The organism is Pontibacter lucknowensis (assembly GCF_900156415.1).
GTDB lineage: Bacteria > Bacteroidota > Bacteroidia > Cytophagales > Hymenobacteraceae > Pontibacter > Pontibacter lucknowensis.
This window is the reverse complement of the sequence record NZ_FTNM01000002.1, coordinates 966,566-984,405: the sequence shown is the minus strand read 5'-3', so window position 1 is coordinate 984,405 and position 17,840 is coordinate 966,566. Positions and strand designations below refer to the sequence as shown.

Genomic DNA, 17,840 nt, shown 5'->3' with positions numbered 1-17,840 from the left:
AACATGTGATCTGCCTACAAAGATACAGGAAATGTCACAGGCAGCGGACGTCAAGCGAAAGAGGCTCATCTGCCTTCAGCTCCATACTACTCACCACATAGTGACTGAAGGCATTGAGGGCGCTTTTTTGCAGGGCATGGTATACAGCGTCATTGGGCTGACAGCAAATCTGCATGTAGTTGATGCCCCGCTGGTACAATTCAAGCGACACCTCTGGCAAAGTATTTATGTTGTCCTGGGTAAGATTGTAAATTGTAGTCGTCTTTAACAGAGATCCCACCAGCGGCACATATTTATTTGTTCGGATAAAACGGTTCCCCAGCCAAAGCCCGCCGCTCAACACCGGGTTTACTGACTTTACTTTGAGTTGATACAGTTTATGCGTGTGCCACAGACCCATACCGCTTTCATTTACTTCGTAGTAGTCACTTAGCTTGCTCTCTTCAGTGAAAAGAGATGTTTTAAATAAGGTATCACCAATGGCGGCATTCTCAACCCGCAGGGTACGGGCAGTTGGGAAAGTCAGGTATAGAAACTCGTACAGGAAAGTGTTGCGATAAGATTTGGAAAGCAGGTGCAGCATGGTCAGGTTGCCGGCCCGAAGGGTGGTAAACTGGCGTTTCAATCCTTTCGGGTCGAAGTATCGTTTTCGCACGCAGGTAGCCAGGTCCCGTCCAATACCCATGTTACGGACAGAGGGATCAACCAGCACATCGAAACCGAAGCCTGTCTGGTGCAGCTTTCCGTTGATGCACATGGGTGTCTGTGCGCCTATACCACCTGCCAGCACCTTCTCTTCCGGGCCAAGTGCGACAAAAGCAGCATAGTCCTCAAATAGCTCTGCCCGGGATAAAAAATGATCGCGCATGACTTCCAGCTTGACCATAAAGCCCTGCGGCGACATACGTTCAATTTCCAGTAGCGCCTGTTCATGTTCCGGCCCGTAAGGCACTATCCGGAATTTTGCTTTTTTCCTGGCAATCATATCATCATTTTAGCTGCCTTTTATCGCTTATCAGTTATGCATATGAAGTGGCAAATGGTACACATACTTACTCGCCAGCAAGCGCATGGCGGCCTGTGGGGCTATTTTCCCGGATGCGTAGCATATAAATTTCCCTGACCGGATAGATCAATGAACGAAAAGAACCGCAGCACAGATAATACAGCCTTAGTCATGATTCGTGTCCTTTTATAAAACCAAACAGGCGTTTAGACTCCTTTTAGATACGATATATTTTGTTAATAAGTAAATATTTATTTTGATTATTTTTAGTGTTAAGTAAGAGGTTTATTTGTGTCAGGTTCCTGCTATTAATTAGAGTCACAAGGATTTTACTGAAGTAAGGATACATTATTGAATCCTAAGTTTACCCTGATTTTTACTGTGGCAAGGCATATTGAAACCAAAAAAGCCCTTCTGTATGAAAGGCTTCTAATGGACAACACATTGGCTGTTTATGGAGCTGTTGTTGCCATCAATCCCTGAATTACCTGCAATAACCCGGATGGATACACGCCAATGTACACCAGCAGCAAGGCCAGCACGGTAAGTGTACCTACGCTGGCCACATAGATAGAAGGACGCAGTTTGCCACGTGGATCAGCCTCTGTCTCTGCTTCCGGCTGTTGGAACATAACAGCCACAATGCGGATGTAGTAGAATAAGCCGATCACACTGTTGAGCGCCAGCATAACCACCAGCAGCCACAACTGTGTATTTACCCCCGCAGCCAGAATATAGAACTTGCCCACAAAGCCCGCTGTGAGCGGTATACCTGCCAGCGAAAGCAGCATGGCGGTGAAAACCGCCGCCGTCCATGGTCTGCGCCAGAGTAGGGCACGGTAGTCTTCGAGTTGCTCCGCATCACGCTCCTTGTCCGAAAGCATGGCCACTACCCCAAAAGCTCCGACCGTCGTGATGAAGTAAGCCACGAGGTAAAAGGTCACCGCTTCCACACCCATTTGGTTGCCCGCCAGAAAAGCCACGAGCAGATAGCCCAGGTGTGCGATGGAAGAGTAGGCGAGTATGCGTTTGACGTTGCGCTGCAGCAAGGCCAGCAGGTTGCCCGCCAGCATGGAGGCAATGGCTACGATGGTGAAAATCAGCACGAGTGTCGGGTAGCGGAAACCATCCACTTCCATGAAAAAGCGAATGAGTACGCCCAGCACACCGCCTTTGGAAACAGTGGCGATAAAAGCCGTCACCGGAGCCGGCGCGCCTTCATACACATCAGGCGCCCACATGTGGAAAGGCACCACGCTCAGCTTGAATCCTATACCTACAATCATCATCCCGAAACCTGTGAGCAGGAGTAGCGGCAGTTCGGTAAAGCCGGCAATTGCCGCGGCTATACCTGCAAATTCCATGGTGCCGGTGCTGGCGTAAACCAGCGCCATCCCAAAGAGCAGGAAAGCTGAGGAGAAAGCAGCCAGAATAAGATACTTTATACCTGCCTCGTCGGAACGTTCCCGTTTACGCAGGTAGGCGATGAGGGCATAGAGCGACACGCTGAGGATTTCCAGACCTAAGAACAATGAGGCAAAATGCTTGCTGATGACCAGTACACAAGCCCCGATTGTCGCCATCAGGAGCAGGAGATAATACTCCTCTTTCCGCTCTTCCCGTTGCTCAAAATAGGCGTAGGACAGCATGCTGATGAGCAGGGCTGTGAGCAGGATCATGCCGATGTAAAACACACCGAATCCGTCTACCACCAGCAGCGGCTCGATGGTATAGCGGCCCACATCCCGCAACTCAAACAGCGAGGCAAAGGCTGCCAGAAAGGACACAGCTGTAATGACATACATGATCTTATGATTGCGCCCCACGGCAATCACCAGCATGGACACCAGCACCGCGAAGGTGAGGATGAGCAGTGGCATGAGGTGTTGGAAATCAGTCAGCGTCATATCTTTTTAATTAGAAGATTTGGGGATGAGTGGACTTGGAGATTTGGAAACTTGAAGATTTAAAGCTGGCTTCGCGTCCTCAGGTTTTTCCGAAAGTTTCTCCAGTGTGTTTTCTTCTACACGCGCCATGTTTTCCAGTGTCGATGGGAGCTTTTTTTGCTCTATTGGAGGCTTCGTATAAGCCTGCAGTTGTTCCTGTATGCTGGGTCGGGCGGTGTCAAGGACGGGTTGTGGGTAGAGGCCCAGCCACAGGATCATAGCAACCATCGGGATGGCGATGAGCATTTCGCGGGCGTTCATATCGGGAAGCGGTTGCACGAGTTTATACTCCTGGAAGAAAATTTTCTGCATAATGCGAAGTGAGTAAATCGTTGCCATCACCAAGCCGATGGTGGCGAAAACGGTCAGCCAGTTGTTGGCCTGCCAGGAGCCGACGAGTGTCAGGAATTCGGCGATGAAGTTGCCCAGTCCGGGCAGGCCGAGGGAGGCCATGACGAATATGAGCGCGATGACACCCATCTTGGGAGCCGTGGACCAGAAGCCACCCATCTGCCGGATGTCGCGGGTATGGAGTCGCTCGTAGAGGAAGCCGGCGATGATGAAGAGTGCGCCCGTGCTGAGGCCGTGTGTGATCATCTGCATGACCACGCCCTGCAGCGCCCACTCGTTAAAGGCAAACACGCCCAGTATCACGAAGCCCATGTGGCTCACACTGGTATAGGCCACCAGTCGCTTGAGGTCGGTTTGGGAGAAAGCCAGGATGGCGCCGTAGATAATGCCGATTACCCCCAGAAGCATGGCCCATGGCGCAAACTCTACGGTAGCCGTCGGGAAGAGCGGCAGCACGAAACGGAGCAGTCCGTAGGCTCCGGTTTTGAGCAGCAGTCCCGCCAGGATCACACTGCCCGCCGTTGGGGCTTCGGAGTGTGCATCGGGCAACCAAGAGTGGAACGGCACCACGGGTAGTTTCACCAGGAAAGCCGCCAGAAAACCGAACATCAGCAAACGTGCCGCTTCGGGTGCCAGCGTGGTGTTGAGCAACTCAAAATAACTGAAGGTATAGATTCCCGTTTGGCTTCCGTGGATGAAGTAGAGTCCAAGGATAGCCAGCAGCATGAGCAAGCCCGAAGCCTGCGTGAAGATGAAGAATTTGTAAGCAGCGTAGCGGCGGTTTTCATGTCCCCAAATGCCGATGAGGAAATACATCGGGATAAGCATGACTTCCCAGAAAAAGTAAAACAGGAAGAGGTCCATGGTGAGGAACACGCCCGTTATACCTGCCAGCACCCAGAGCAAATTGAAGTGGAAAAAAGCGACTTTGGTCTGAATCTCCCGCCACGAAATAAGCACCGCCAGCAAGCCGATGAAAAAGGTGAGCAGCAGCATGAGCAGACTCAATCCGTCGAGCGCCAGACTAAAGCTGATTCCCCATTGCGGAATCCAAGGCTGGGTGAATTGTACCAACCAGGCCGAACCCAGAACAGGTATAGGATTGCTCAGCCACAGGTATAGCGTCATCAAGAAAACGGCACCCACAGAAGCCAGCGCCACCCAGCGGGGCAGGCTGCGGTTAACTTTTCCGGAAATCCAGGCCAGCACGCCGCCAGCCATCAGTATCACAATCAGCCAGACCAGTATCATAGCAGTAGACTTATGGTTAGAATCATAATGGCGCCGACTACAATGCCTGCCACGTAATTGCGCATAATGCCGGTTTGGGTGCGGACAAATAACTCGTGCATACCTTGTGTCGCATTGGCGATGAAAGTATAAGTGGAATCGATGAAGTCATTTTTATTCACCTTGGACAGGTATACATAAGGCCGCACAAAGAGCGCGTCGTAGAGTTGGTCGAAGCCCCAGCCCGAGTGCCAGAAGCGGTGAATCGCCATGGCGGTTTCAGAGCGGTGGATGTTCTCGATGAGCTCCGGCTTTTTATAGTAGAAGAGGTAAGCGATGAAAATACCGCTCAGCGAAATGACCGCCGCCAGCAACTGCAACATCCATTCATATTGACTGAAATCCGGCACCACACTTACGGCGGGCAGCACGGGTCCGAGGAAGTCGGAGAAGAGCACGACATGGCCGAAATTGTGCGGCAACTCAATGAAGCCACCGGCAAAGGAGAGTATACCTAAAATGATGAGCGGCACCGTAATGGCCATAGTCGGTTTATGCCCGACGTGCGTTTTTTCTTCGCCATAGAAGGTGAGGAAGACCATCCGGAAGGTATAGATGGAGGTGATGAAAGCACCGAGCAAACCAGCTAGGTATAGCCAGATGTTTCCGTTCTCACCGGCCAGCTGCAACCACAGGATCTGGTCCTTGCTGTAGAAGCCCGCCGACACCAGCGGGAATGCCGCGAGTGAGGCCGCGCCAATCAGAAAGGTATAAAACACGACCGGCAGCTTTTTGCTCAGTCCACCCATTCGGCGCATGTCCTGTTCGTGGTGGAGCGCCAGAATAATCGCCCCGGCGCAGAGGAAAAGCAGCGCCTTGAAAAAGCCGTGAATCATGAAGTGGAACACTCCCGCCGACCAGGCCCCCACGCCCAAAGCCAGGAACATGTAGCCCACCTGGCTGATGGTAGAGTAGGCGAGCACCCGTTTGATGTCATATTGCGTGAGCGCCGCAAAACCGGCAATCAGTAGCGTAACAGCCCCTATAACCGCCACGGCCATCATGGCCACCGGGGACAGGGCAAAAATAACGTGCATGCGGGCCACCAGGTACACGCCGGCTGTCACCATGGTGGCTGCGTGTATGAGCGCACTCACGGGTGTCGGACCCGCCATTGCGTCGGGCAACCACGTCTGCAGCGGCAACTGACCGGACTTGCCAACCGCACCGCCGAGCAGGAGTAGCGCAATGATCATGGCTGTTTCGTTGCCTACACTCCATACCTGCGCCGCTTCCGTGGAAATGCTCTGGATGTGCAGGGTACCGAAGTGCTGGAAGAGCATGAACAAGCCAATGGCCATGGCTGTGTCGCCGACGCGGGTGATGATGAAGGCTTTGCGGGCGGCATAGCCATTAGCGGGTTCCTTGTACCAGAAGCCAATGAGCAGGTAGGAGCAGAGGCCCACGCCTTCCCAACCAAGGTATAGCAAGAGTAAGTTATCCGCCATCACAAGCATGAGCATGGAGCCTACGAAGAGGTTCATGCAGGCGAAGAAGCGTGCGTAATCCTTGTCTTCGGCCATGTACTCGGTGGAGTAGATGTGAATCAGAAAACCCACGAACGTGATGACGAAAATGAAGACCATCGAGAGGGCATCGAGGTGGAAAGCGATGGAGGGACTGAAACCCGCCACATCAAACCACTGCCAGACTTCCTGCCGGATAAAGGCCGGTCGTGAGCTGAGGTAGTCTATACCCAAGACCAGCGTGATGGCCGCTGAAATGCCGACACTCCCGACGCCAATTGCCGAGACCAGTGCGCGGGAAATGCGGTTGCCGAAGAGTACCAGCAAGAGGGCGCCGGCAAAAGGCAGGGCGGGGATTAACCAGAGTAATTCTCCCATAGCGTTATCCTTTCATAAAGTTAGCCGCGTCGCTGTTGAGCGTTTTCAGCTGGTGATATATCTGAAGTATCAGGGCCAGACCAACCGACACTTCGGCGGCTGCCATTGTGAGGATGAAGATGAACATGATCTGCCCGTCTGGCTGCGCCCAGTGGCTACCCGCCACAATAAAGGCCAGCCCGGCGGCATTGAGCATGATCTCCACCGAAATGAGCATGAAAATGATGTTGCGTCGAATCATCACACTGATCAGCCCGAGCATGAACAGCACTCCTGCCAGCAACAATCCGGTTTCCATTGGGATTGACGTCATATAGCAGCGCTCCTTTCTTTTTGCGGTTCCTGTTGCTGCAGGAAACGGTGGATGACTTTCTTCTTCTGCCGGCCCAAATGGTAGGCACCGACGATACCTGCCATGAGCAGTATGCCCGAGAGTTGCACACCCAGTATGTAAGGTCCGTACAAGGCCAGCCCGACCGCTTTGGCATTTACGTAACTACCGGCGACAGGCGCAGCGGGCATTTCGGCGATGACCAACAGGTATACCAGCTCGGCGAGTAGCACAAAAGAGAGCAGGGCAGGCCCCATCCAGAGTTTGGGCTGGAGCCATGCTTTTTCCTGTTCCACATCTTCGCGGGTGAGGCTGAGCATCATAATCACGAAAATAATGAGCACCACGATGGCCCCGGCATACACGATGACTTCGAGAGCAGCCATAAAGGGCGCACCCATGGTCAGGAACACCACCGCGACGGACAGAAAAGACACCACGAGGTAGAGCAGGGCATGAATCATGTTGTAGCGCGTGATGACCATGATGGTCGCCAGCACGGCGACGGTAGCGGCTATATAAAATGTCAGTTCCATAGGCTAGGGGATTAAGCTTTTAATGTCCACAGGAGGGGCTTCGTTCTCGGCTTCGCCCTTGCCTTTTCCGCCAATGGCTAGACCCGCTACCTTGTAGTAATTGTAGCCATGATACTTGCCCTGTCCGTTGATGAGCAGGTCCTCTTTCTCGTACACAAGGTTCTGGCGATTGTACTCACCCATCTCAAAATCAGGTATAAGCTGGATGGCGTAAGTCGGGCAGGCGTCTTCGCAGAAACCGCAGAAAATGCAGCGCGAAAAGTTAATGCGGAAGAACTCAGGATAGCGCCGGCCAGTCGGATCTTCTGTGGCCTGCAAGGCAATGCAGTCCACGGGGCAGGCGGCGGCGCAGAGGTTGCAGGCCACGCACCGCTCACCCCCGTCCGGGTCGCGCGACAACACAATGCGGCCCCGCCAACGCGTCGGGAGGATGGCCTTTTGCTCCGGATACTGAATGGTTTCCCGCTTGTGAAACGCATGCAGAAACGTAAGCCACATACTGCGCAATAAACTAAACATAAGTGCTCCTTTCGTTTATCGTTTTATTTCAACTGTCCCCTTTGAAGGTATAGTCAATGTATTCTCCATAATAATCCCCTTGAGGGGGTTATAGGGGTGTTCATCATGCTCGATTGTCATCCCCCTGCCCCCAAGGGGGACTTTTTTCTAGTGTTTGCTCTCGCTCGCGTCCCGCGAGTGTGTGCTATTTGGCGGACTCTGGCCGCTTATTTTGTCCCTGTCGGCACAAGTGGCGGGACGCCACTGGATAACTCACACTCGCGGGACGCGAGCGAGGGTGTGAGATGTAAGCTCTTAATGAAAGACTTCCCAACTGGCTTTACACCCCTATGGTCCCCTCAAGGGGACAGTCTCGTGTTATCCACTCCCCAACTTTCTAACTCTCAAACTCCCCAACTCCTAAACTCCCTCAAACCCATCATTCAACCACAACAACACCCCCGCCGTCACCACCAGATTCAGCAAGGTCAAAGGCAACAAATACTTCCAGCCATACTCCATCAGCTGGTCGTAGCGTGGTCTCGGCATGGAGGCACGCAACAGGATAAAGACCATCAGGAAAAATCCTGTTTTGAGGATGAACCAAACTATAGGCGGCAGAAAATCCGGGCCGAGCCAACCACCGAAGAACAGGACCACCATCATGCAGGAGATAAGCGTGATGCCCATGTACTCGCCGATGAAGAACATGCCGAACTTCATGCCGGAGTACTCTGAGTGGAAACCTGCCACCAGTTCACTTTCCGCTTCCGGCACGTCGAAAGGCAGGCGGTGCGTTTCGGCTATACCTGCGATGAAGAAGATGACGAAGCCAATGATTTGCGGCACCACGAACCACATGCCCCGCTGGGCTTCCACAATGGTGCTGAGGTTGAAGGAGCCCGCCATCAACACCACACCCATCAGCGAGAGACCCATGAATACTTCGTAGGAAATCATCTGTGCCGCGCCGCGCATGGCGCCCAGCAAACTGTACTTGTTGTTCGAGGCCCAACCACCCAAGATGATACTGTAAGCGCCCATCGAGGACATCGCCAGAAAGAAGAGCAAACCGATGTTCAGGTCTGCCACCACAATGCCCGGCGCAAAGGGAATTACCACAAAGGACATCAGCACCGTGACCACCACAATGGCCGGGGCCAAAATGAACACGGGCTTGTCGGCGAAAGGCGGAATCCAGTCCTGTTTGAAGAACAGCTTGATGGAGTCGGCGGCCACAATCAGCAAGCCGAAGGGACCTGCGCGGTTGGGTCCATACCGGTCCTGCAGCAAAGCCAGACCGCGTCGCTCGACCCAGATAAGCAGTGCCGCCACGTTGAGCATGACGAAGAGCACGCCGCCGATAATCAGTAAGTAGTTTGGGGTTGCTGTTTCCATTTGAGTTCTCGGTTTAGTATGGCCCACGCAGGCAATTCAGCATAAGGTATACCCGGCAGTCCGGTAGGTAGGCCCGCGGTGCCGCTGCGTAGCAAGGGACTTATTTTCACAGGCACTTGGTAGACTTGTCCGTCGATGGTGAAGCTCAGGTTCTCGCCCACCTGCAGTTTCATCAGGATGGCGTCTTCTTCGTTGAGCAACACATAAGGCTCTGGTGCCCGCTCCACGATAGGGGACGAGTGCATGCTGAGTTCTTCGGAACCGAAAATATGGTGGAGCGGCAGCATGTACAGGTGGCCTTCCAGCGGCTGGAATTTCTGCGGCACGGTCTGGGTAAAAGGCTTGGTATGGCTCGTATTCGGCTTGATTAAGCGCAGACCCGGGTCGCCGCCTTTGAGGTGTCCGCCCACTTCCTGTTGGTACTTGTTGGTGGCCTGCGCCGAGTTCCAGCCCGGTGCCCAGAAGAACGGAATGATGGATGATGGTGGCTGTCCGCGGTAGCCTTCCATGGTATAGGAGAGCGGTGCGTCGGGGTCTACCGGCGGTTTGGGTTCACTCACGTTGATGTTGGCCTGCATGGCGGTACGGCCGCTGAAACGGTGCGGTGCCCGTGGTATCTTCTGTCCGGCAATGCGGAAATCGGTGCCCGGCGCGACGGCTTCTATACCTTTCAGTTCCGGCTGTTCTTTCACCATGGCCTGCAGGATGTCGTCGAAGCCGTGCCAGTGACTGATGCGGTCGTGGGCCAACAAAGTGCCCAGCTCCCCGAGCCAGCGCCAGCTTTCCTGCAGGTCTTCACCAGTGGGGTATACTTGGAAGAAGCGCTGCGCCCTGCCTTCGTTGTTGATCAGCGTGCCATCGGCTTCAGCGAAAGTACCGGCTGCAAGTAAGATGTCGGCTTCTTCAGTGGTGGCGTTGTGCAGGTGGTCGAGCACAATGACGTTCTTGGCGGTCTTCAGGAAGTTGGTCACCATACCGGCATTGGCGCGTCGGTAGAGGTCGTTTTCGAGGATGATGACTGTATCCGCATAGCCGTTCAGAATCGCTTCGAAAGCCGACTCCAGTCTGTGGCCGCCGAGCTTGGCGAGGCCCATGCTGTTGCACTCGGGCAGGGTGAGCACAATGCCCGCTTCTTTTTCTTTGGCCACCAGCGCATTGGTGATGTTAGCCGTAGCCATCAGTACCCGTTCGCTGCCGCAGTGTGTGCCGGAAATTACCAGTGGTTTTTTCGCTGCCATCAGGGTATCGGCAATCTGTCGCGCCAGCTGTAGTTCGTCTTCGTTCAGCCCCTGCACCTCCGGGAAATCCGCATGAATAAAGTGCGCCACGGCAAAACCCAGCCGAGCGATGGCGTCCGGGGAATCGTTGTAGGTATGGGTGGCAATTTCGTCGAGTTTGGTGTCGTGGATGGTGGCGATGAAGATCGGGCCTTTTTCGTCCTGCATCAGCTCCCGCACGGCCGCGTCCTGCCAGACTGGTATGTTGGCTTTGGAGATATGCTCGAGTGCAGGTTGCTTGCGCACCGATTGCCGCACAGCCAGTGCCAGCATGGGCGCGGTGTTGATCAGATCTTCCCCGAGTATGAAGACGGCGTCGGCCTGTTCCACTTCCCGAAGCGATGGCGTGCGGGCGGCACCTTCTTTCAGGATTTTCAGCGCCAGGCATACCAGGTCGTGATCCGTGTCAGATACGCCGTGGTGGAAGTTGTCGTCACCGACCAAGGTCTTGAGCATGAAGTTCGATTCCAGCGAAGCCCGTGGCGAACCAATGCCTATTACGCTGCCGGTCCGAAAAGCCGCGGCCGCTGCCTGCAGCGCGGTATACTTGTCGGTGGCTTCGGGCAGTTGAGCCCGCACCAGCGGCTTGCGGATTCGGCCGACGTGGTTCACGTGCTCGTAGCCAAAGCGGCCGCGGTCGCAGAGGAAATAGCCGTTCACTTCGCCGTTATACCGGTTGGTGATGTTGCGCAAGGTGCCGTAGCGCTCGCCTGCCGAAATATTGCAACCGAGGCTGCAGTGGTGGCACACCGAGGGCGCCATGGTCAGGTCCCACTTGCGGGTATAGTGCTGTTTTAGGGTCTTGTCGGTGAACACGCCCGTCGGGCAGACTTCCACCAGATTGCCGCTGAACTCGCTCTCGAGCACGCCTTCTTCGTGGCGACCAAAGTACAGGTGGTTATGCGCGGCAAACACGTCGAGGTCTTTGCCGCCGGCATAGTCTTTATAGTAGCGCACACAGCGGTAGCACTGTATGCAGCGGTTCATTTCGTGGTTGATGAACGGGCCGAGGTACTGGTTGATGTAGGTGCGCTTGTCAAAGCGGTAGGCCCGGTAGTTGTGGCCGGTCATCACGGTCATGTCCTGCAGGTGGCAGGAGCCGCCTTCGTCGCACACGGCGCAGTCGTGCGGGTGGTTGGTCATGAGCCAGCCAATCACATGCGCCCGGAACTCCTTGGCTTCCATGTCGGCGATGGAAATGCGCATGCCGTCGCGCACCTGTTCCATACACGACATGAAGAGCTTGCCCTTGGTGTCGTTTTCGTCCTTGTATACCTTCACGGCGCACTGGCGGCAGGCGCCGATGGAGCCCATGGCCGGGTGCCAGCAAAAGTAGGGGAGGTCCTTGCCGAGGGTGAGGCAGGCTTCCAAGAGGTTCTTGCCGGTGGGTACTTCGTAGGGTTTGTCGTCTATATAGATGGTTGCCATACTTTCGCTTTGCTCCAGGGACAGTGGTGTTCGTGAATGTGTCGTTCAAAATCCTCCCTGAAATATTTCAGGGCGCTCTGCAGAGGTTCCATGGCGCCGGGGGCAAGGGCACAAAACGTGTTGCCGGGGCCGAGGTATTTAGTATGAAAGTCGAGTGTGAGGAGGTGTTCGGGTTTGCCTTCCCCTTTATCAATGGCGAGTAATATCTTCTCTACCCAAGGCAGTCCTTCGCGGCAAGGCGTACAGAAGCCGCAGGACTCCTGCGCAAAGAAATGCTGCAGGTTGTGCACGAAACCCACAGGGCAGGTCTGGTCGTCGAGGATAATCATCGTGCCTGTACCCATGCGACTGCCGGCTGCCTGTATGGCGGTATAATCCATCGGCAAATCGAGGTGCTCTTCCACCAGAAAATCCGTGGAAGCGCCGCCCGGCAAGAGTCCCTTGAACAGGTAGCCGTCCTGCATGCCACCGCCGTGCTCTTCAATCAGCTCGCGGATGGTGGTGCCCATCGGCAGTTCCCAGCAACCGGGCGTTTTCACGCGGCCGCTGATACCGTAGAGTTTGGTGCCGGCGTCTCCGGTCTTGCTCAGGCCTTTGAACCACTCGGCCCCGTTGTTGATGATGTGCGGCAGACAGCAAAGCGTCTCCACGTTGTTCACGATGGTCGGCTTTCCAAACAAACCACTCACCTGCGGGAAAGGCGGCTTGGCGCGTGGGTTGGCCCGTTTGCCTTCTAAGGCATTAAGCAAAGCGGTTTCTTCGCCGCACATATAGCGACCCACGCCGGTGTGCAGGTGCATGTCCAGACTAAAGCCCGAACCCAAGATATTCTCCCCCAGATAGCCCGCTGCGTAAGCCTCGTCGAGCGCCTTGATGATTTCCCGTGCCGCCACCTTGTAGGCCCAGCGCATGAAGATGTAGGAAACGCTGGCGTCGATGGCGTAAGCCGCGACAATCATCCCTTCTATCAGCTGGTGCGGATTTCCTTCCAGAAGCACGCGGTCCTTGAACGTGCCGGGCTCCATCTCGTCGGCGTTGGCCACAAGGTATTTGGGCTTGGCCGCTTCGGGTCCCATCGGCACAAAGCTCCACTTCAGGCCGGTGTTGAAGCCCGCACCGCCGCGACCCCGCAGGTCGGAGGCCTTGACCAGATTCTGCACATCGGCAGGGGCCATCTCTTTTAGGATCTTGCGCACGGACTGATAGCCACCCACTTTCTCGTACTCTTTGAGCGAGAGCGGTGCGTGTCCGGGGACAATGTGTTGGGTCAGGGGCTTCTCCATGGGTATGCCCGCTTGGGTTTTAGGTATACTTTTCCAGAATCTCGTCCAGTTGGTCAACCGTCAGGTCACGGTACAGGTCGTTGTCAATCATCAGGGCAGGGGCACGGTCGCAGGTGCCGAGGCAGCAGTTGGGTAGCAAGGTAAAGCGGCCGTCGTCGGTTGTCTGGCCATATTTGATGTTTAGTTTTTCAGTGAGGCGGTCGCGAATACTTTCGTAGCCCATCACCCAGCAACTGATACTGTCGCACACCAGAATCACATGCCGCCCCACCGGTCTGCGGAAGATCAGGTTATAGAACGTAGCCACACTGTCGAGCTCTGCCGGCGACATCCCCACATAGTCCGCCACATCTTTCAGACTCTCGTCCGACACCCAGCCATGGCTATGCTGCACAATTTTCAGCGCTTCGATGCACGCATTCTTCGGTGAAGGCACCATACTGATTTCGTGGTCGATTTTGTGTTTTTCTTCGGTGGTCAGCATAGGTTGTTTGTTTATCTATCAATATCTGCCAATACATAATCCATCGCCCCGAGTATCGACAGCAAATCTGCTACGGTATAGCCGCGGGTGATGTAGGGGAGCATTTGCATGTGGGGGAACGAGGGAGTGCGGATCCGTACCCGGTAAGGGGAAGTGTTCCCGTCACTGGTCAAGTAGTATCCATTGGCTCCTTTGGTTGCTTCGATGCAGCTCATGGCTTCTCCCGGCGGAATGACAGGTCCCCAGGTCACGCCCAGAAAATGCGTGATTAGCGTCTCGATATCGTGCATGGTGTTTTGCTTGATGGGTGGTGTGGTGATGGGGTGCTCGGACTTATATGGACCGGTCGGCATGTTCTTCACACATTGCTCGATGATTCGCAGACTCTGGCGCATTTCGGCTACCCGCACCACAGCCCGGTCGTAGCAGTCGCCGTTGGTGGCGGTGGGCACGTCGAAGTCGAACATTTCATAGCCGGAGTAAGGGCGCATTTTGCGGAAGTCCCACTCGAATCCACAGGCACGCAGGTTCGGTCCGGTCACGCCCCACTCAATGGCTTCTTCTTTCGTGAAGATGCCAATGCCTACTGTGCGGGCTTTGAAGAGGCTGTTCTTCATCACCATCGCATCGTATTCTTTCAGGCGTTTCGGGAAGTAGTCGATGAAGCGCTGCACCAGCTGCTCCCAGCCCTTGGGCAGATCCTGCGCCACGCCGCCGATGCGGAACCAGTTGGGGTGCATACGTCCGCCGCATATGCCTTCGATGATGTCAAATATCTTTTCACGGTCGGTGAACATGTAGAACACTGGCGAGAGCTGCCCCACGTCCTGCGCAAAGGTGCCGTACCACACGAGGTGACTGGCGATGCGGAAGAGTTCGCACAACATCACCCGGATATATTTTACCCGCTCCGGCACTTCTATACCTGCGAGTTTCTCCACTGCCTGCAGGTAAGCGAGGTTGTTCATCACGCCGCCGAGGTAATCTACCCGGTCGGTATAGGGGATATAGGTATGCCAGGACTGGCGCTCACCCATTTTCTCAGCGCCGCGGTGATGGAAGCCAATGTCAGGTATAGCGTCCACGATGTCTTCACCATCCAGCTGCAAAATAATGCGCAGTACACCGTGCGTGCCAGGGTGTTGCGGACCGATGTTGAGGAACATGAAGTCGCTGTCGTCGCTTTGCCGTGCCAGTCCCCATTCTTCGGGCTTGAACTGCAGGGCCGATTGCTCAAGGTCTATCTTGTCGTCATACAATTGGAAAGGACCCATCTCGGTGGCGCGGGCCGGGTGCTCTTTGCGGAGCGGATGGCCCACCCAGGTGCGCGGCATGAGAATGCGGGAAAGGTGGGGGTGCCCCTCAAAGCGAATGCCGAACATGTCGTATACTTCGCGCTCGTACCAGTTGGCGTTTTGCCAGAGCCCGCTGATGCTCGGGGCTTTCGGGAAGTCTTCGCGGAGGCCGGCTTTCAGTCGGATAAAGGTATTGCGCTCAAAAGAAAAGAGGTGGTAAATGAGCGTGAAGCTGTATGGTATATGGCCGTTCTCGGGTTTGCGGGTACGTTCGTCAATGGCCGTCAGGTCGAAGAGGAGGAGGAAGGGCTGTGGCAGGTCGTGCTTCAGGAATTTGAGCACTTCCGGCACATGGTCCACAGGAAGCCAGAGGGTGAGGATGTCATCCTTGGTGGTCTGAGGCTTGAACGTATCTTCGCCGTACCGCGACTTGAGTTGCTCCAGTATGCCGCTGTTGTTGTTCATGGGAGGAGGCTGTAAGAAGTTGATGTTAGGGTTAACTCATGTACTCTCTTTCCTTTTATGCTAAGTTTAAACTTATACCTATTCTGTTTCTTGCTAGCGTAGCGGCGGCTTTTTAGGTATAGTGCCTTTGCGGTTGCATAGCTGGCTTTTGCCCTGGCCGGGCGGGCCTTACTTTTTTCCTTGATGAAAAAAGTAAGCAAAAAAATCAAGACGATTTTGAACTCGCTGACCGCTCAAACAAAAAATCGTCGGTGGTGCACCGGGCGCCTTTTTTTGCTTCGTTGCCAGCGTGCATGTATGTCTTTCTATACCTGCCAGTGATCTGTTTTGTGTGCAACGAAGTTTAAACCTGTAAGTAGGTAGTTGCAGGAATTCCCCTCTTGAGAGGAGCAGGGGGATGTCAATCATGCACGAGAATCCTGTCAATCCTTAAATCCTGAAAATCCTTGGGGAAGGGGCCCTATAAAAAGATTCAGACAATCAACCCTCTAACTCCCAAACTCCCCAACTCTCAAACTCCCCAACTCTTAAACTTCTATAGCTCATCCGGCGACCGGAATTCATTCATCTGGCTCCAGCGTTCTTTTTTTCTTTCTTTCACCTCTATTTTCTCCGGCCGGATAACGCCTTGTTCCCCAATCGTCCAGCTAAGTGGTCTTCTTTCCTGGCCAACACGCTCTGCCAGCAGCATCAAGCCCTCCATAAAGGCGTCTGGTCTTGGGGGGCAGCCGGGGACATACACATCAACTGGGAGAAATTTGTCGACACCCTGCACCACACTGTAGATGTCGTACATGCCGCCAGAGTTGGCGCAGGAGCCCATCGAGATCACCCATTTCGGCTCCATCATCTGTTCGTGCAGTCGCTTGATGATAGGGGCCATTTTAATGAAGACGGTGCCGGCAATAATCATCACGTCGGCTTCTCGTGGCGTACCCCGTATAACCTCGGCACCAAAACGGGCTACGTCGTATTTAGGCGTCATGCTGGTGGCCATCTCCACGAAGCAGCAGCTCAACCCAAAGTGAAAGGGCCACATGGAGTTCTTGCGGCCCCATGCAATCAGGTCCTGCAGCGTGGTGAGCATGATGCTCTGCTGCACTGTCTCTTCGTAGGAGCTGGTGCCTGTCACAGCATTGGCAGGTTCATCCGGTTTGCTTAGCCACCATTTCATATTGTTGGGTGTTAGTTACAGCATTGATCAAAAGCTTTAGAAAAAGTATCGATATAGGTCTCATATAAAGCTTCCGGCAAGATTACTCTGTTAATTCAAACTTAGCTCCCGTAGCATACGCTTATAGGCAGCCAGTATCTTCTTGCCATCCGGGCCGAAGTCCAGGGCGCCGTTGCGCCACTCGTATACCAGCACCACTACCAGCATCACAATAAAGACGAGCACACCGAAATAGCCATACCAACCCAGCTCAGGGAAAGCGATGGCCCAAGAAAAAATAAAGATGGTCTCGACGTCGAAAATCACGAACATCATGGCCACCATGTAAAACTGAGAGGAGAATCGGATACGGGCACCGCCGGCACTGATGATACCGCCTTCGTAAGGTTCGCCGGTTGCTCGGGCATTGCCGCGCTGGCCTAATACATACGATAAGCCCAGTATCAGCAATACCAGACTGAGCACGATGGCACCATAGACCACCAATGGCCACAGTAAAGTGGTTGTTTCGGCTGTTTCCTGCATGGTTTCTCCTAATAAATGATATCCGGGCTACCTACTCGTGGTGCCCGGTTATATAGTGCTCGAGATCCTCGATGATGCATTTTTGTTCATCCATCATACATTTCACAATGTCACCGATGGACACCAAGCCAATCAGTTCCTGATTGTCAAACACTGGCAGGTGGCGGATGTATTTCTGGGTCATGAGTTTCATGCACTGCTCCAGTGTAGTGTCTGGGGTAACGGTGACCGGGTGCTCGCTCATAATTTCCTGCACAAGCGTATCGCGGGAGGCTTTGCCTTTTAGGATGACTTTTCGGGCATAGTCCCGCTCAGTAAACATACCGGCAAACTTGCCATTGTCCATCACGATGAGCGCACCCACGTTTTGCTCTACCATGGTTTCAAGGGCACTGTAGACGGTGCTGGTAGGGGCAACAGAAATCACTTTGTTGCCTTTTTTCTGGAGAATATGTCTGACTGTTCCCATAAAACCTCCTGTATTATTGTAATATATGCTTGAATGTTAGGATGTTATACGAGTATATTAAAAATAAGGCAATGAATTATGTAAAAATTACTTAAAAATATTATAAATGTGTTTTTTTTAGTTGCTGGCAGGGTTTTCCTTGAACTGATGTTATGACTTAAGGCAACTTATGGAACCGATTGATAACACTGGTATTTAGTAAAGATTGATTTGTATATAAGTCAAAACCAAGTGTTTAAG

At 53.9% G+C, this 17,840-nt stretch carries 15 protein-coding genes; all 15 read right to left on the bottom strand.

What is annotated here, in order from left to right:
* Positions 1 to 34: 34 nt before the first annotated feature.
* Positions 35 to 985, bottom strand: a complete 951-nt coding sequence (locus BW972_RS10410; protein WP_007659253.1) for a GNAT family N-acetyltransferase — start codon at positions 983 to 985, stop codon at positions 35 to 37.
* Between the two features lie 473 nt (positions 986 to 1,458).
* Positions 1,459 to 2,913, bottom strand: coding sequence for an NADH-quinone oxidoreductase subunit N (locus tag BW972_RS10405; RefSeq protein ID WP_076422041.1), 1,455 nt, complete (start codon positions 2,911 to 2,913; stop codon positions 1,459 to 1,461).
* Between the two features lie 6 nt (positions 2,914 to 2,919).
* Positions 2,920 to 4,554, bottom strand: coding sequence for an NADH-quinone oxidoreductase subunit M (gene nuoM / locus BW972_RS10400; RefSeq protein WP_234986348.1), 1,635 nt, complete (start codon positions 4,552 to 4,554; stop codon positions 2,920 to 2,922).
* Positions 4,551 to 6,437: an NADH-quinone oxidoreductase subunit L gene (gene nuoL / locus BW972_RS10395; protein ID WP_076422040.1), complete on the bottom strand. Its 1,887-nt coding sequence runs from the start codon at positions 6,435 to 6,437 to the stop codon at positions 4,551 to 4,553. The genes nuoM and nuoL overlap by 4 nt, the downstream gene beginning before the upstream one ends.
* A gap of 4 nt (positions 6,438 to 6,441) precedes the next feature.
* Positions 6,442 to 6,750, bottom strand: a complete 309-nt coding sequence (gene nuoK, locus BW972_RS10390; RefSeq protein ID WP_076422039.1) for an NADH-quinone oxidoreductase subunit NuoK — start codon at positions 6,748 to 6,750, stop codon at positions 6,442 to 6,444.
* Positions 6,747 to 7,304 carry an NADH-quinone oxidoreductase subunit J gene (gene nuoJ / locus BW972_RS10385; RefSeq protein WP_076422038.1) on the bottom strand — a complete coding sequence of 186 codons (558 nt, stop codon included), beginning with the start codon at positions 7,302 to 7,304 and terminating at the stop codon, positions 6,747 to 6,749. The genes nuoK and nuoJ overlap by 4 nt, the downstream gene beginning before the upstream one ends.
* Positions 7,305 to 7,307: 3 nt before the next feature.
* On the bottom strand, positions 7,308 to 7,823 hold the full coding sequence (nuoI, locus tag BW972_RS10380; RefSeq protein ID WP_076422037.1) for an NADH-quinone oxidoreductase subunit NuoI: 516 nt from the start codon (positions 7,821 to 7,823) through the stop codon (positions 7,308 to 7,310).
* A 399-nt stretch (positions 7,824 to 8,222) separates the two neighbouring features.
* Complete coding sequence (nuoH, locus tag BW972_RS10375; protein WP_007661029.1) at positions 8,223 to 9,200, bottom strand: NADH-quinone oxidoreductase subunit NuoH; 978 nt, start codon at positions 9,198 to 9,200, stop codon at positions 8,223 to 8,225.
* Positions 9,170 to 11,905: an NADH-quinone oxidoreductase subunit NuoG gene (nuoG, locus tag BW972_RS10370; protein ID WP_076422036.1), complete on the bottom strand. Its 2,736-nt coding sequence runs from the start codon at positions 11,903 to 11,905 to the stop codon at positions 9,170 to 9,172. Before nuoG ends, nuoH begins: the two co-directional genes overlap by 31 nt.
* A complete protein-coding gene (gene nuoF, locus BW972_RS10365; protein ID WP_076422035.1) occupies positions 11,887 to 13,188 on the bottom strand; it encodes an NADH-quinone oxidoreductase subunit NuoF in 1,302 nt (433 codons plus the stop codon). The genes nuoG and nuoF overlap by 19 nt, the downstream gene beginning before the upstream one ends.
* Positions 13,189 to 13,207: 19 nt before the next feature.
* Positions 13,208 to 13,672, bottom strand: a complete 465-nt coding sequence (nuoE, locus tag BW972_RS10360) for an NADH-quinone oxidoreductase subunit NuoE (RefSeq protein WP_007661026.1) — start codon at positions 13,670 to 13,672, stop codon at positions 13,208 to 13,210.
* A gap of 11 nt (positions 13,673 to 13,683) precedes the next feature.
* On the bottom strand, positions 13,684 to 15,432 hold the full coding sequence (nuoC, locus tag BW972_RS10355; RefSeq protein ID WP_076422034.1) for an NADH-quinone oxidoreductase subunit C/D: 1,749 nt from the start codon (positions 15,430 to 15,432) through the stop codon (positions 13,684 to 13,686).
* A gap of 535 nt (positions 15,433 to 15,967) precedes the next feature.
* Positions 15,968 to 16,606: an NADH-quinone oxidoreductase subunit B gene (locus tag BW972_RS10350; protein WP_076422033.1), complete on the bottom strand. Its 639-nt coding sequence runs from the start codon at positions 16,604 to 16,606 to the stop codon at positions 15,968 to 15,970.
* 90 nt (positions 16,607 to 16,696) lie between these two features.
* Complete coding sequence (locus BW972_RS10345) at positions 16,697 to 17,131, bottom strand: NADH-quinone oxidoreductase subunit A (protein ID WP_007659537.1); 435 nt, start codon at positions 17,129 to 17,131, stop codon at positions 16,697 to 16,699.
* Between the two features lie 31 nt (positions 17,132 to 17,162).
* On the bottom strand, positions 17,163 to 17,600 hold the full coding sequence (locus BW972_RS10340) for a CBS domain-containing protein (protein ID WP_007659536.1): 438 nt from the start codon (positions 17,598 to 17,600) through the stop codon (positions 17,163 to 17,165).
* Positions 17,601 to 17,840 lie beyond the last annotated feature (240 nt).

Coding starts and splice junctions, on each gene's coding strand:
- BW972_RS10410 (WP_007659253.1), bottom strand. CDS start 985: ATGATTGCCAGGAAAAAAGCAAAATTCCGGATAGTGCCTTACGGGCCG.
- BW972_RS10405 (WP_076422041.1), bottom strand. CDS start 2,913: ATGACGCTGACTGATTTCCAACACCTCATGCCACTGCTCATCCTCACC.
- nuoM (WP_234986348.1), bottom strand. CDS start 4,554: ATGATACTGGTCTGGCTGATTGTGATACTGATGGCTGGCGGCGTGCTG.
- nuoL (WP_076422040.1), bottom strand. CDS start 6,437: ATGGGAGAATTACTCTGGTTAATCCCCGCCCTGCCTTTTGCCGGCGCC.
- nuoK (WP_076422039.1), bottom strand. CDS start 6,750: ATGACGTCAATCCCAATGGAAACCGGATTGTTGCTGGCAGGAGTGCTG.
- nuoJ (WP_076422038.1), bottom strand. CDS start 7,304: ATGGAACTGACATTTTATATAGCCGCTACCGTCGCCGTGCTGGCGACC.
- nuoI (WP_076422037.1), bottom strand. CDS start 7,823: ATGTTTAGTTTATTGCGCAGTATGTGGCTTACGTTTCTGCATGCGTTT.
- nuoH (WP_007661029.1), bottom strand. CDS start 9,200: ATGGAAACAGCAACCCCAAACTACTTACTGATTATCGGCGGCGTGCTC.
- nuoG (WP_076422036.1), bottom strand. CDS start 11,905: ATGGCAACCATCTATATAGACGACAAACCCTACGAAGTACCCACCGGC.
- nuoF (WP_076422035.1), bottom strand. CDS start 13,188: ATGGAGAAGCCCCTGACCCAACACATTGTCCCCGGACACGCACCGCTC.
- nuoE (WP_007661026.1), bottom strand. CDS start 13,672: ATGCTGACCACCGAAGAAAAACACAAAATCGACCACGAAATCAGTATG.
- nuoC (WP_076422034.1), bottom strand. CDS start 15,432: ATGAACAACAACAGCGGCATACTGGAGCAACTCAAGTCGCGGTACGGC.
- BW972_RS10350 (WP_076422033.1), bottom strand. CDS start 16,606: ATGAAATGGTGGCTAAGCAAACCGGATGAACCTGCCAATGCTGTGACA.
- BW972_RS10345 (WP_007659537.1), bottom strand. CDS start 17,131: ATGCAGGAAACAGCCGAAACAACCACTTTACTGTGGCCATTGGTGGTC.
- BW972_RS10340 (WP_007659536.1), bottom strand. CDS start 17,600: ATGGGAACAGTCAGACATATTCTCCAGAAAAAAGGCAACAAAGTGATT.